Raw genomic sequence first — 13,972 nt, forward strand, 5'->3', positions numbered from 1 at the left:
GCCCGGCGACACGGCACCATGGATCGCGATAGCGTCACGGCGGAACGACGCGGACGGCGTGCCGCCGTCGTGCCGCCCGGCTCCGGGGCCCCCTTTCCCCGGATCCCCCGAATGAGCATGTGCCACCTTGGAGGTGAGGGTGTCCCAGATCGCAGGCGAGCCCGCGACCCAGGACTTCGTGGAAGTCCGGCTGCCCGCTGCGGGCGCCTACCTGTCGGTGCTGCGTACGGCCACGGCCGGTCTCGCGGCACGGTTGGACTTCACCCTCGACGAGATCGAGGATCTCCGGATCGCCGTCGACGAGGCGTGCGCGATCCTGCTCCAGCAGGCGGTGCCCGGCTCCGTCCTCAGCTGCGTCTTCCGGCTGGTCGACGATTCGCTGGAGGTCACGGTCTCGGCCCCGACGACGGACGGGCGCGCCCCGGAGCGTGACACCTTCGCCTGGACGGTCCTGTCGGCGCTCGCCGGCAAGGTCGACTCCTCGGTCGCCGAGGACAAGACGGTCGGCATCAGCCTGTACAAACAGCGCGGCGCGGGTCCCGGGCCGGCGTGAGGAACGGGGACGGTCCGGTGCGTGACGAGGAGCGCATCCCACAGCCGGAACGAGGTCGAGCGGCTCCGGCGGAGCCGACGCTCGTTCCGGGAGGCATCCCGGAGCAGCAGGCCAGGCCCCATCCGGTGGACGGACTTGACGGCCGCACGGCCGTGGCGGAGCAGGCGCAGGCTGGGGGTACCACCCAGGCGGTTCACTGGGGGAGGGCGGCCCATATGACCGAGCAAGAGCAGCAGTCGCAGCAGGACCGCAGTGGTGCGCGGGCGATGTTCATCGAGCTGCGCCGGCTTCCCGACGGTTCCCCGGAGCGTGCCGAGCTCCGCAATCGGCTGGTGCGGATGCACCTGCCGCTGGTGGAGCACCTGGCGCGGCGGTTCCGGAACCGCGGCGAGCCGCTGGACGATCTGACGCAGGTCGCGACGATCGGTCTGATCAAGTCCGTGGACCGGTTCGACCCGGAGCGCGGGGTGGAGTTCTCCACGTATGCGACGCCCACCGTCGTCGGCGAGATCAAGCGCCACTTCCGTGACAAGGGCTGGGCGGTCCGGGTGCCGCGACGGCTCCAGGAGCTGCGGCTGTCGCTGACCACGGCGACCGCGGAGCTGTCCCAGATGCACGGACGTTCCCCGACGGTGCACGAGCTGGCCGAGAAGCTCGGCATCTCGGAGGAGGAGGTGCTGGAGGGTCTGGAATCGGCCAATGCCTACTCCACCCTCTCCCTGGACGTTCCGGACACCGACGACGAGTCGCCCGCGGTGGCGGACACGCTCGGCGCGGAGGACGAGGCGCTGGAGGGCGTCGAGTACCGCGAATCGCTGAAGCCGCTGCTGGAGGACCTGCCGCCGCGCGAGAAGCGCATCCTGCTGCTGAGGTTCTTCGGCAACATGACCCAGTCGCAGATCGCGCAGGAGGTCGGCATCTCCCAGATGCACGTCTCGCGGCTGCTGGCCCGGACCCTGGCCCAGCTCCGCGAGAAGCTCCTCGTGGAGGAGTGAGACGGCTGCCGGCTCCTGCCCTCGGGGCGGATTCAAGGGGCCGTTCGTTCCCAGGGCGTTCGGTCCCGGCGGTCTTTCATTCCCGGGGCCGTTCAGTCCTACGAGACCGTTCAGGCGCCGCGGGCGCCGCCGGCGTTCAGTGCGCGGGCGGTGGCCGGGTTGACCAGGAGGACGAGGCCGGCCACGGCGACGACGGCCAGCACGATGCCCACCGGGATCAGCGGACCGCTGCTGCGCAGCAGCGTCCAGGCCGGGATCAGGGCCATCAGCTGGGTGATGAGGGCGGGGCCGCGGCTCCAGCTGCGCTGCTTGAGCAGCCCGCGTGCGGCGATCAGCGGGATCAGGGACAGGACGATCAGCGTCAGTCCGCCGGTCGCGGCCTGCTGCGCGCTCTCGGGCCGGCCCAGCAGACCCATCACGAGCATGTACGCGCCACCAGCGGCCACGGCCAGGCCCACGAGGCCGGTGAGCGCCGCCGCGGCGGTGAGGCGGGCGGGGCGGGGGTTCTGCTCAGTGGTCACCCCGAAAGGGTAGCCGGAGGCGCCCGCACGGCCCGGAACCCGGTCTGGGCCGGGTACCCCGCAGTAGGTAGGCTGCTGAGCATGCGCGCACTCCTCGTGGTCAACCCGGCGGCTACCACCACCAGTGCCCGCACGCGCGACGTCCTGATCCACGCGCTGGCCTCCGAGATGAAGCTGGAGGCCGTCACCACCGAGTACCGGGGACACGGCCGGGACCTCGCCCGCGGGGCCGCGGAGGCCGGCGACATCGACCTGGTGGTCGCGCTCGGCGGCGACGGCACCGTCAACGAGGTCGTCAACGGACTGCTCCACGGCGGCCCCGACCCGGAGGGACTGCCCCGGCTCGCGGTCGTGCCGGGCGGCTCCACCAATGTCTTCGCCCGCGCACTGGGACTGCCGAACGACGCGGTCGAGGCGACCGGCGCGATTCTGGACGCACTGGCCGAGAAGCGCGAGCGCACGGTCGGACTGGGTCTCGCCGCGGGTACGCCGGGGACCGAGGACGAGGGGGTACCGGCCCGCTGGTTCACCTTCTGCGCGGGCCTGGGCTTCGACGCCGGGGTGGTCGGCCGGGTCGAGCACCACCGGGAGCAGGGCAGGCGCTCCACTCACGCGCTGTACATACGCCAGGCGCTGCGCCAGTTCCTGGAGGAGCCGAACCGCAGGAGCGGTGCGATCACTCTGGAGCGAGCCGGCGAGGAGCCGGTGACCGGTCTCGCGCTGTCCATAATCTGCAACACCACTCCCTGGACGTATCTGGGCAACCGTCCGGTGTACGCCGCACCCCGCGCCTCCTTCGACACCGCACTCGACGTACTCGGTCTGCGCCGGCTGTCCACGGTGTCGGTTGCCCGCTATGCGACACAGTTGCTCACGTCTGGTCCGGAACGCGGACCGAGTGGCAAACATGTCGCCTCATTCCATGATCTGACCGACTTCGCCTTGCATTCGAAGGTCCCGCTGCCCTTCCAGATGGATGGTGACCACCTGGGGCTGCGTACGAGCGTGACGTTCACAGGCGTTCGCCGTGCACTGCGTGTGATTGTGTGAGCGGAACGAGCAAAACTCCTTTCAGTCGAACGTTTTCCCGCGGATCCACCCCATAGAAGTACGGCTGTGACCTAGTCGACACCGAAGAATCAAAAAAAACTTTCCGGAAGGGGTTGTATCCGCCGCCGAGGTTTGCGAATCTCTTCTTGGCGATCGGGACGGCCCGCAAGACCGGCCTCCGCAGAGAGCCCGAACCCCCTCCTCACACCAAGGACCACACCAGGCAACTGGGTGTCGGCCCTTCCCTTGCGGGGGGATTCGTGAAAGCGTTCACATTCACAAGCAATCGCATGTAACCAAGAGAGGTAGCAGCCATGGACTGGCGTCACAACGCCGTTTGCCGCGAGGAAGACCCCGAGCTGTTCTTCCCCATCGGCAACACCGGTCCTGCGCTGCTGCAGATCGAGGAAGCCAAGGCCGTCTGCCGTCGCTGCCCCGTGATGGAGCAGTGCCTGCAGTGGGCGCTCGAGTCCGGCCAGGACTCCGGCGTCTGGGGTGGCCTCAGCGAGGACGAGCGCCGCGCCATGAAGCGTCGCGCCGCTCGTAACCGGGCGCGCAACGCCAGCGCCTGAGCGCCACCGCTACGAGCCTGAGCCCGGCGGCGCGTATGGAGCGTACGCATTCACCGTCCCCGAGCAGCAGCGCGCAGTAGTAACCCACAGCATTCGAGCCCCGGACCGTTTCACGGCCCGGGGCTCGCTGCTGTGCACACCGCTTCCCGCCGTGCACGGCGCCTGCCGCTCCACCTGCCGACCCGGCCGTCTACGGGCCTGTCCGAGGCCCGACTCGCGGGCTCTACTCACTTCAAGTGGGCTTATTTCTGGGCTTGTACCGGGATGTCCAGAACGACCCTGGTGCCGCGCTCCGGGGCCGGCACCATGTCGAAGGTGCCGCCCAACTCGCCCTCGACGAGGGTGCGGACGATCTGCAGGCCGAGATTGCCCGCGCTCTGCGGGTCGAAGCCCTCGGGCAGTCCGCAGCCGTCGTCCTGAACGGTGATCAGCAGCCGGCTGTCCTCCCGCTGCCCGCCCCGCACCGCCGAGACCTCGACCGTGCCGTGCTCCCCCGGCGCGAAGGCGTGCTCCAGCGCGTTCTGCAGGACCTCCGTGAGCACCATGGACAGCGGGGTCGCCACCTCCGCGTCGAGGATGCCGAAGCGGCCACTGCGCCGGCAGGAGACCATGCCGGGCGAGATCTCGGCGACCATGGCGAGCACCCGGTCCGCGATCTCGTCGAACTCCACCCGCTCGTCCAGGTTCTGGGACAGCGTCTCGTGGACGATCGCGATCGAACCGACCCTGCGCACCGCCTCGTTCAGCGCCTCGCGCGCCGGGGCGGACTCCATCCGGCGAGCCTGCAGGCGCAGCAGCGCGGCGACGGTCTGGAGGTTGTTCTTCACCCGGTGGTGGATCTCCCGGATGGTCGCGTCCTTGGTGATCAATTCCCTTTCGCGACGCCGCAGTTCGGTGACGTCCCGGAGCAGCACCAGCGAGCCGATCCGGGGGCCCTTGGGCTTGAGCGGGATGGCCCGGAGCTGGATCACACCGCCGCTGCCCTCGACCTCGAACTCCCGCGGCGCGTAGCCGCTGGCCATCTTCACCAGGGCCTCGTCGACCGGGCCGCGCGAGGGGGCGAGCTCCGCGGTGATCTGGCCGAGGTGCTGTCCGACCAGGTCGGAGGCGAGGCCGAGCCGGTGGTACGCGGACAGGGCATTGGGGGACGCGTACTGGACGTTGCCGTCGGCGTCCAGCCGGATCAGACCGTCGCCGACGCGGGGCGAGGCGTCCATGTCGACCTGCTGCCCCGGGAAGGGGAACGCACCGGCGGCGATCATCTGGGCCAGGTCGGAGGCGCTCTGCAGATAGGTGAGCTCCAGCCGCGACGGCGTACGGACGGTCAGCAGGTTCGTGTTGCGGGCGATGACGCCGAGGACCCGGCCGTCGCGGCGGACCGGGATGGACTCGACGCGGACCGGGACCTCCTCGCGCCACTCGGGGTCCCCCTCGCGCACGATCCGGCCCTCGTCGAGCGCGGCGTCGAGCAGCGGCCGCCGTCCGCGGGGAACGAGATGGCCGACCATGTCGTCCTGATAGGAGGTGGGTCCGGTGTTGGGCCGCATCTGCGCGACGGACACATAGCGGGTGCCGTCGAGGGTGGGGACCCAGAGGACGAGGTCGGCGAAGGAGAGGTCGGAGAGCAGCTGCCACTCCGAGACCAGCAGGTGCAGCCACTCGAGGTCGGTGTCGCCGAGATCGGTGTGCTGGCGTACGAGGTCGTTCATGGAGGGCACATGTGCGAGCGTACCCGCGCGACCGGGCCGATTGGATGTACGGTCCGTGGTAGCGGTAGAACGTGAAATGCTGTCCTCCGATGGATGGACACGATCGAGTGGTCTAATCCACAATCATGCTCGACCGGGTGGACACGGGGGAGAGATCTCCGGAACCCGGGCAGGACCTCCGCCCTCCACCGCACAGGGGGCGGATAGAGGCACGTGGCGCTCTCTGCCCTGACTGCGCCCCGGCCTCAACCGGCCGCAGGACCGCACACCTGTCGCCGGGGTTGCTCCGGGCTGCGGTGCCGGACGGGTTGAGGGTCCCGTCGCGGCGCCGCGGCCCGCGGGTGCGACCCGCGGGTGCGACCCGCTCCTCCGCGGTTCTCCCGCTTCTTTCCGTCCGGTGGATCCCGGTTTCGGTGTTCACACCCCCAAGCGGGCCCCTGCTTGCGTCAGCGGGTCCCGGTTTCCATCAGCGGGCCCCGGTTTCCGTCAGTGGGTCTCGGTGACCTTCGCCAGCGCCCGCGGGGCGTCCGGGTCCTGACCGCGGGCGACGCTCACCTCGTAGGCCAGCAGCTGGAGCGGCAGGATCTCCAGGATCGGCTGGAGCTCCTCGGGTACCCCCTCCGCGGGCAGGACGAAGCCGGCCGACGCCTCCGCGACCCGGTCCCGCGGCCCGAAGACCACGAGGTCGGCCCCGCGGCCGCGCAACCGGTCCAGCACCGGCCTCAGCGCCTCGCCGCCCCTGCCGTCGGTGCAGACGGCGATGACGGGCGAGATGTTGTCGACCATGGCGAGCGGGCCGTGCAGCAGATCGGCGCCCGAGTAGGACAGGGCCGGGATGTAGCTGGTCTCCATCAGCTTCAGCGCCGCCTCCTTGGCGGTCGGGTAGCCGTAACCGCGCGAGGTGATGACCATGCGTCCGGCGAACCGGTAGCGGGCGGCGAGCGACTTCACCTCGTCCTGGCGGGCCAGGATCTGCTCGGCGAGTTCCGGCAGCACCTTGGCGGCGGTCCCCTCGCCACCGCGCAGCCCCTCGACGAAGAGGTACAGGGCGAGCAGCGACGCGGTGTAGGTCTTGGTGGCGGGAAGGGCCTTCTCCGGGCCGGCCAGGATGTCGATGTGGTACTCCGACACGGCCGCCAGCGGCGAGTCGGGGTTGTTGGTGACGGCGAGGGTGATGGCCCCGGCCTCCCGGGCCGCCCGGGTCGAGGCGACCAGGTCGGGCGATCCGCCGGACTGGCTGACGGTGATGACGAGGACGTCGGTGAGATCGGGCTTGGCGCCGTACGCCGTGGTCGTGGACATCGACGTGAGGCCGCAGGGCAGGCCGAGCCGGATCTCCAGCAGGTACTTGGCGTACAGCGCCGCGTTGTCGGACGTGCCCCGCGCGGTGAGGAGGACGAATCGGGGTCTGCGGGCCGCGATCCGTCCGGCGGTCCCGAGGATGCCCGGGGCGGCCTCCCGCAGGATGCGGCGCAGTACCGCCGGCTGCTGTGCGATCTCGCCGGACATGATCCGGCCGGGGCGTTCCGACTGTGCGGCGTGGGCGGCCGGACCGGTGCCGGACATGCTCTGCCTCCCTGAAGTCGTGGACGACCGTCTCCGGGACAGCATCCCCCCGTCGGGGGGATCCCGCTCTGCTAGATTGAACCCGATTGGTCTAAACCACATAGTCCACCAGCAGAACGGCAGGCCACACGTGGAAGTTGTCATCGTCCCGGACGCCACGGCAGTCGGCTCGACCGTCGCGGAGGCCATCGCCTCGCTGGTCCGCCGCACACCCGACGCCCTCCTCGGTGTCGCCACCGGCTCGACCCCGCTGCCCGTCTACCAGGCACTGACGGCGCAGGTGCGCTCCGGCGCCGTGGACGTCTCGCGGGTCCGGATATGCCAGCTCGACGAGTACGTCGGGCTGCCGGCCGGCCATCCCGAGTCCTACCGGTCCACCGTGCTGCGCCAGGTCGTGGAGCCGCTCGGGCTCACCGAGGACTCCTTCTTCGGCCCGGACGGCACCGCCGACGACGTACCGGCGGCCTGCGAGGCCTACGACCGGGCGCTGGCCGAGGCGGGCGGGGTGGACCTCCAGCTGCTCGGCATCGGCACGGACGGGCACATCGGCTTCAACGAGCCCTGCTCGTCGCTGGCGTCCCGCACCCGCATCAAGACACTGACCGAGCAGACCCGCGTGGACAACGCGCGCTTCTTCGACGACGACATCGAGCAGGTCCCGCACCACGTCATCACTCAGGGCATCGGCACCATCCTGGAGGCCCGGCACCTGGTGCTGCTGGCCACCGGGGAGGGAAAGGCCGAGGCTGTCGCCCGGTCCGTGGAGGGGCCCGTCTCGGCGCTCGTGCCCGCGTCCGCGCTCCAGCTGCACCCGCACGCGACGGTCGTCGTGGACGAGGCCGCCGCCTCCCGGCTGGCGCTCGCCGGCTACTTCCGCGCCACCTACGCCGCGAAGCCCGCCTGGCAGGGCCTGTAGGAGCACCCCGACGCGGGTCTCGGGGCCATCCGGGCCCGCAGGTGGCCGCCCACGGCCTGCGGCGACCGCGGCGGGCGACGACGGAGGCCGGGACCCCCCTTCTCCGGGGTCCCGGCCCCCGTCGTCGCCTCTCGAAGGGCGGCGGTCAGTCACCGTCCGGCGACGACCTCCGCGGCGGCGAGCCCGCAGACCCGGGCCGCCCCGTGCGTGGCGATGTACAGCGCACCGCGGGCAGGAGCCTGCGGCAGTCCCATCTCGACGACCACCGTGTCGGGCCGGGCCTCGACCAGGGCTTCCAGCGCGGCCGTCATCCAGGGGTGGCGGTGGGCGTCGCGCACCACGGCCACGATCCTGCGGTCCCCCGCGTCCTGGAGGACGGCCCCGGCCGACGACTCGTTCCGCCCGTAGGTGCCGGTCTCCGTGCCGGGCAGCAGCCGGGCCAGTTCGGCGCCGATCCCCCACGGGGTCTCGTCGCCGACCGCGATGTTGGCGACGGGTGTGAAGGCGGCCACGTACGGCGCCCGGGCGGGCAGCTCGTACGGGCCGGAGCGCGTCACCCGCAGGGCTCGGCGGGCGGCGGCCAGCCCGATGTCGGCACCGGGCGCGGTCCCCTCCTGAACCGCCGCGCCCGGCCCCGTCGAAGCCCCCCTGGCCCGCCGTGCGTCCTGAGTCCAGGACGCGAGGGCCCGCACCCTGGCAGCGGCGTCGGCCAGTCGTTCCTCCGCCAGTTCGCCGTCACGGACAGCCGTGACCAGCGCGTCGCGCAGCCGCAGTACGGTCGCCTCGTCGGCCAGACCGCCGCCGACGCAGATCGCGTCGGCGCCCGCGGCGATGGCCAGTACGCTGCCGCGCTCGATGCCGTAGCCGGCGGCGATGGCCTGCATCTCCATGCCGTCGGTGACGATCAGCCCGTCGTAGCCCAGTTCCCCGCGCAGCAGACCGGTGAGGATCCGCGGGCTGAGGGTGGCCGGCCGGGTGGGGTCGAGCGCGGGCAACAGGATATGCGCACTCATCACCGCGCGGGAGCCCGCGGCGATCGCCGCCCGGAACGGTACGAGTTCACGTGCGTGGAGGGTGTCGAGGCCGGCGTCGATGCGTGGCAGGGCGTGGTGCGAGTCGACGGCGGTGTCCCCGTGACCTGGGAAATGCTTGGTGCAGGCGGCCACTCCGGCGCTCTGCAATCCCTCCACGTAGGCTGCGGTGTGCCGGGCGACGAGCTCCGGACCGGCCCCGAACGACCGCACTCCGATAACAGGATTGTCCTGGTTTGAGTTGACATCCGCGGACGGGGCCCAATTGAGATTCACACCACACTCCGCCAGGCGCCTGCCGAGTTCGCGGGCGACGTCCCGGGTGAGGCCGGTGTCGTCGACGGCACCGAGGGCGAGATTGCCGGGGAACGACGATCCGCTGCGCGCTTCGAGTCTGGTGACATCACCGCCCTCCTCGTCGATGGCGACGAGGACGTCGTCCCGCTCGGCCCGGAGCTGTGCGGTGAGCGCGGCCAGTTGGGCGGGGGACGCGATGTTGCGGCCGAACAGGCCCACCGAGGCGAGGCCTTCGCCGAGCCGGCGCAGCAGCCAGTCGGGCGCGGTCGTGCCCTGGAAGCCCGGCTGGAGGACGGCCAGGGCGTCGCGGGTCAGAGTGTCCGTATCCGGGGCGAGGGTCGGCATGTCCGTCATCCCTTCACGGCGCCGGCCGTGAGGCCGGCGGCCATCTTGCGCTGGACGAGGAGGAAGAGGACCACGATGGGCACGGCCATCAGCGTCGAGCCGGCCATCATCGGGGCGTACTCGGTTCCGTGCTTGGTGGTGAAGTTGCCGAGCCAGACGGTCGCCGTCTGGTTGTTCTGGCTCATCAGCATCAGCGCGTAGAGGAACTCGTTCCACGCCTGGATGAACCCGTAGACGGAGGTGGCGACGATCCCGGGGGCGAGCAGCGGGAAGACGACCCGGACGAACGCGCCGGTGCGGCTGCACCCGTCGACCATCGCGGCTTCTTCCAGCTCCTTGGGGATGTTGACGATGAAGCCGCGCAGCGTCCACACCGTGAAGGGCAGGATGAAGGTCAGATAGGTGATGATCAGCCCGCTGAGCCGGTCGTACTGCCCGAGGTCGTTCAGCAGCAGGAACACCGGGATGATCATGGCGACCAGCGGGACCATCTGGACGGCGAGGACGCCGACGATGACCACCTTGCGGCCGCGGAAGGCGTACCGGGAGATCGCGAGCGCCGCGAGCAGCCCGACGACGATCCCGATGGCGACCGTGACGGCCGATACGGCGAGGCTGCGGCCGACCGGGCCCCAGAAGTCGGCGATGTCCAGGGCGCGCTCGAAGTTGCCCAGTTCCAGCGGCCAGGGGAAGAAGTGGGGGTTCGGGTCGATGGCGTCCTTGGCCGGCTTGAACGCCGTGTTGAGCATCCAGTAGACGGGGAAGCCGGCTGTGACGAAGACGAGCAGTCCGAGCAGGTTCCAGCCGGCCCTGGTCCTCCTGCGGCGCGTGCCCCCGGCCCGGCCCGTGACGGCGGCGGTCTTCGCGACGCCCTGTGCACTCGCGGTGCTCACTCGACCTCTCCGATCTTCAGCATCTGACGCATGTAGACGGCCACCACACCGAGCAGCAGCAGCACGGTGACAAGGGCGATCGCGGAGCCGCCCGAGTAGTCGTTGACCACGAACGCCTTGTCGTAGGAGTAGGTGGTGAGCAGCTGGAACTCGGCCTCCGGGTGTCCGCCGCGCATCAGCCAGACCTGGGCGAAGACGCCCATGTCCCAGATCACCGAGAGCGTCGCCAGCATCACGACGATCGGCTTGAGGATCGGCATGGTGACGTAGCGGAAGACGCCCCACGCACCGGCGCCGTCGAGCCGGGCGGCCTCCTCCAGTTCCTTGGGCACCTGGGTGAGTCCGGCGCCGAGGGTGATCACGACGAACGGCACGGCGCCCCACACCACCAGCAGCATGATCACGGCCAGGCCCTGCGGACCGCTGGAGAACCAGTTGTGACCGATGAAGTCGACACCGGGGAGCTGGTCGACGACCCAGTTGAGGACGCCGTAGTCGGTGTCGAACATCCACTTGAAGACGGTGACGGCGACGATGACCGGCATCCCCCAGCTCGCCACCAGGGCGACGTTGACCAGTGTCCGCACCCAGGGCGAGACCCGCTGGAGGAGCAGGGCTATGAGCATGCCCAGCACCAGAGTGAGCAGCACGGCGCCGCCGGCGAAGACCACGGTGCGGAGCACCACGGCCCAGAACTCGCCGTCCCCGAGGATCCTGGCGAAGTTGTCGAGGCCCGCGGAGGTGGGCTCCTGGAAGCCCCACAACTGGGCCTGGCCGAAGTTCTGGAAGGACAGCCGGACCAGCCGGACCAGCGGATAGCCGAGGACGAGCGCCAGCACGATCAGGCAGGGGGCGAGCAGTGCCCAGGGCACCAGTCCCCCGCCGCCTCGCGTGGTCCCCGGACGGCCCGGGACGGCGGCTCCGGCGCCCGGCGATGACGTGGGCCGCGTCGGCGGCGCCTTGGCGGTGGTGGTGTCTGCGGCACTCATGGCGCGCTCCTCAGCGGTCCCTCTCCTGGTGCGAGTGATGCGGGGTGGTGCTGGCTCGCGCAGGGCCCCTCCGCACCGTGTGCGCCGAGGGGCCCTGCGGCGGGGTCACTTGGTGTTGATGACCTTGTCGATGGCCGCGTCCGCTTCCTTGGCCGCGTCCTCGACCGACTTCTTGCCGGTGGCGATGGCCTGCAGCATCGTCTGGAGCGTCTGCGCCTTCTCGACCTGGCTCCAGCCCGTGGCCGTCGGGATGAACCAGCTCTTCTCGGCGGCGGTGGCCGGGACGAGCGTCTTCGGGTCGGCCTTGAGGGCGGCGAGGTCGGTCTTGTTGTTGGGCAGGTTGCCCTTGCCCATCAGGCCCTTCTGGCCCTGGGCCCCGGTGAACGCGGCGATCCACTCGGCGGCGAGGTCCTGCGCCTTGGACTTGACCGGGACGGCGAGGTCGGAACCGCCGAGGAAGACCGGGAGAGGGCTGCCGGACGGGCCGGGCATCACGAAGGACTCGAGGTTGTCCTTGAGCTTGCCACCGGTCTTGTCCTTCTCGGGAGTGGCGGCGTCGGCGCCTTCCCACCCGGCACCGAAGATCATGCCGGACTGGCCCTGTCCGTAGACGATGGGCCGGTCGGCCTCGTCCTTGGTCTTGTCGCCCTTCATGTACTTGTCGAGGACGTTCTTGAACTCCTTGAGCCCCTTGACGGACTCGGGCGAGGACAGGCTCGCCTTGAACTTGCCGCCCTCCTCCTTGGCGATGGAGCCGCCGGCGTCGTAGACGAAGGACATCGCGGCGTACCAGTCGCGGGACGGCTGGTACCAGGCGCTGAACTTGGCGCCCTTCTTCGCCTGGATCTTGTCGAGGGCGGCGGTGAGCTCGGCGTACGTCTTCGGCGTCGCGGGCACCCCGGCCTCGGCGGCGACGTCCTTGCGCCAGGTGGCCACGCGGCCGCCGGCGTAGTAGGGGACGCCGTAGGTCTTGCCGCCGAAGGTGACGGAGCCCTTGAGGCCGTCGAGCCAGGAGGAGGAGTTCTCGAACTTCGCCGGGTCGACCTCGGCGAAGGCGCCCTTGACCATGTAGCCGAGCATCTCGGTGTTACCCATCTCGACGACGTCCGGGGCCTTGTCGGTGGCGAGGACGGCGTCGAGTTTGGCGTTCTTGTCCGGCCAGCCGTAGTACTCGTGCTTGATCTCGAGGCCCGGGTGCTTCTTGACGATCGCGTCGTCGGCGGCCTTGACCAGTTCGGGCCAGTTGTTCTGGGCGTCCACCGTCAGCCAGACGGTGAGGGTCTTCGCCTCCGCGGACTTGTCGCCGCCGCCTTTCCCGTCACCGGAGCCACAGGCCGCAAGGCCGACCATCATGCCCGCGACACCGATCGCCGCGATGAGCTTGCGCTTCACGCCACCCTCCTCACAGGGATGCCTGCAATCCCCCGCCCGCCGCGAAGACGATGACGCGTACTCCCTCTGGGGCTGGGCCCTGATCTCTAATGGTTTAGACCAGTAACCCGGAGCTTGGCCTAGACCTTTAGGGGTGTCAAGGGTGTATAAGAGGGGCGCGTCATCCGTTATCCGACCGACACCTGGCTCGGGGAGACGACGTGTGACCGGCCCGTGTCACCATGTGAGCCGCGCAGTGGACCCGCACGCGGCCGGGTGACACCGCCCGGCCCACCCGGGCCGCTACGAGACGGAGGAGCCGGTGACGGCAGCACACGAGTCGGGAAGGCAGGCCATGGCCACGGACGGGGGCACCACGGAGACCGAGTCGGGGGCGGGCACCCGCAGCGCACGCGTACCCAAGTACTACCGCCTCAAGCGGCACTTGCTCGACATGACGGAGACCCTGCCGCCGGGCACCCCGGTGCCGCCGGAGCGGACCCTCGCGGCCGAGTTCGACACCTCCCGGACCACCGTGCGCCAGGCCCTCCAGGAACTGGTGGTCGAAGGCCGGCTCGAACGCATCCAGGGCAAGGGCACCTTCGTCGCCAAGCCCAAGGTGTCGCAGGCCCTCCAGCTGACCTCGTACACCGAGGACATGAGGGCCCAGGGCCTGGAGCCCACCTCGCAGCTCCTCGACATCGGCTATGTGACCGCCGACGACTCCCTGGCCGGACTCCTCGGCATCTCCCCCGGCGGCCGGGTGCTGCGGATCGAGCGGCTGCGGCTGGCCAGCGGCGAGCCCATGGCCATCGAGACCACCCACCTCTCCGCCAAGAGGTTCCCCGCACTGCGGCGTTCCCTCGTCAAGTACACCTCCCTGTACACCGCGCTCGCCGAGGTCTACGACGTCCATCTCGCGGAGGCCGAGGAGACCATCGAGACCTCGCTGGCCACCCCGCGCGAGGCCGGACTGCTGGGCACGGACGTCGGCCTGCCGATGCTGATGCTGTCCCGCCACTCGCTGGACGCCAACGGCGAGCCCGTCGAATGGGTGCGCTCCGTGTACCGCGGCGACCGCTACAAGTTCGTGGCACGGCTCCAGCGCCCCGCAGCGAACTGACGAGCCATCAACAACCGATATGCGGACGGGGGTTCCTTCAG

The 13,972-nt window shown here is 70.4% G+C and carries 13 protein-coding genes; 6 read left to right on the plus strand and 7 right to left on the minus strand.

Annotated features, from left to right (window positions below; all coding sequences use genetic code 11):
• Positions 1–139 precede the first annotated feature (139 nt).
• Together ACZ4Z5_RS01405 and ACZ4Z5_RS01410 are read left to right on the plus strand one after the other, a co-directional pair.
• Complete coding sequence (locus ACZ4Z5_RS01405; protein ID WP_468254898.1) at positions 140–553, plus strand: ATP-binding protein; 414 nt, start codon at positions 140–142, stop codon at positions 551–553.
• The gene (locus ACZ4Z5_RS01410; protein ID WP_468254900.1) at positions 550–1,548 is read left to right on the plus strand and encodes an RNA polymerase sigma factor SigF; all 999 of its coding nucleotides are present in this window, start codon (positions 550–552) and stop codon (positions 1,546–1,548) included. The genes ACZ4Z5_RS01405 and ACZ4Z5_RS01410 overlap by 4 nt, the downstream gene beginning before the upstream one ends.
• A gap of 110 nt (positions 1,549–1,658) precedes the next feature.
• On the opposite strand, the gene ACZ4Z5_RS01415 is transcribed toward ACZ4Z5_RS01410, so the two are convergent.
• Positions 1,659–2,069, minus strand: a complete 411-nt coding sequence (locus ACZ4Z5_RS01415; RefSeq protein ID WP_468254903.1) for a hypothetical protein — start codon at positions 2,067–2,069, stop codon at positions 1,659–1,661.
• An 81-nt stretch (positions 2,070–2,150) separates the two neighbouring features.
• On the opposite strand from ACZ4Z5_RS01415, the gene ACZ4Z5_RS01420 reads away from it, so the two are divergent.
• Both ACZ4Z5_RS01420 and ACZ4Z5_RS01425 read left to right on the plus strand, forming a co-directional pair.
• Entirely contained in the window at positions 2,151–3,119 is a 969-nt protein-coding gene (locus tag ACZ4Z5_RS01420; RefSeq protein WP_468254906.1) for a diacylglycerol/lipid kinase family protein, read from the plus strand.
• Between the two features lie 314 nt (positions 3,120–3,433).
• Positions 3,434–3,691, plus strand: a complete 258-nt coding sequence (locus tag ACZ4Z5_RS01425; protein WP_003953983.1) for a WhiB family transcriptional regulator — start codon at positions 3,434–3,436, stop codon at positions 3,689–3,691.
• 242 nt (positions 3,692–3,933) lie between these two features.
• Here ACZ4Z5_RS01425 and ACZ4Z5_RS01430 read toward each other — a convergent pair whose 3' ends face one another.
• Together ACZ4Z5_RS01430 and ACZ4Z5_RS01435 are read right to left on the minus strand one after the other, a co-directional pair.
• Entirely contained in the window at positions 3,934–5,400 is a 1,467-nt protein-coding gene (locus tag ACZ4Z5_RS01430; protein ID WP_468255512.1) for a sensor histidine kinase, read from the minus strand.
• A gap of 486 nt (positions 5,401–5,886) precedes the next feature.
• On the minus strand, positions 5,887–6,966 hold the full coding sequence (locus tag ACZ4Z5_RS01435; protein ID WP_468254909.1) for an SIS domain-containing protein: 1,080 nt from the start codon (positions 6,964–6,966) through the stop codon (positions 5,887–5,889).
• Between the two features lie 130 nt (positions 6,967–7,096).
• Between ACZ4Z5_RS01435 and nagB the strand changes: the two genes are divergently transcribed.
• Positions 7,097–7,882, plus strand: coding sequence for a glucosamine-6-phosphate deaminase (gene nagB, locus ACZ4Z5_RS01440; protein ID WP_468254912.1), 786 nt, complete (start codon positions 7,097–7,099; stop codon positions 7,880–7,882).
• Positions 7,883–8,031: 149 nt separating this feature from the next.
• Here nagB and ACZ4Z5_RS01445 read toward each other — a convergent pair whose 3' ends face one another.
• The 4 genes from ACZ4Z5_RS01445 to ACZ4Z5_RS01460 form a co-directional block, all read right to left on the minus strand.
• The gene (locus tag ACZ4Z5_RS01445; RefSeq protein ID WP_468254915.1) at positions 8,032–9,555 is read right to left on the minus strand and encodes a glycoside hydrolase family 3 protein; all 1,524 of its coding nucleotides are present in this window, start codon (positions 9,553–9,555) and stop codon (positions 8,032–8,034) included.
• A gap of 5 nt (positions 9,556–9,560) precedes the next feature.
• Positions 9,561–10,352 carry a carbohydrate ABC transporter permease gene (locus ACZ4Z5_RS01450; protein WP_468255515.1) on the minus strand — a complete coding sequence of 264 codons (792 nt, stop codon included), beginning with the start codon at positions 10,350–10,352 and terminating at the stop codon, positions 9,561–9,563.
• A 92-nt stretch (positions 10,353–10,444) separates the two neighbouring features.
• The gene (locus ACZ4Z5_RS01455; protein WP_468254918.1) at positions 10,445–11,437 is read right to left on the minus strand and encodes a carbohydrate ABC transporter permease; all 993 of its coding nucleotides are present in this window, start codon (positions 11,435–11,437) and stop codon (positions 10,445–10,447) included.
• Between the two features lie 105 nt (positions 11,438–11,542).
• Complete coding sequence (locus ACZ4Z5_RS01460; protein WP_468254921.1) at positions 11,543–12,829, minus strand: extracellular solute-binding protein; 1,287 nt, start codon at positions 12,827–12,829, stop codon at positions 11,543–11,545.
• Between the two features lie 334 nt (positions 12,830–13,163).
• Between ACZ4Z5_RS01460 and ACZ4Z5_RS01465 the strand changes: the two genes are divergently transcribed.
• Positions 13,164–13,931: a GntR family transcriptional regulator gene (locus ACZ4Z5_RS01465; RefSeq protein ID WP_468255518.1), complete on the plus strand. Its 768-nt coding sequence runs from the start codon at positions 13,164–13,166 to the stop codon at positions 13,929–13,931.
• Positions 13,932–13,972 lie beyond the last annotated feature (41 nt).

The organism is Streptomyces sp. NPDC030222 (genome assembly GCF_055573115.1).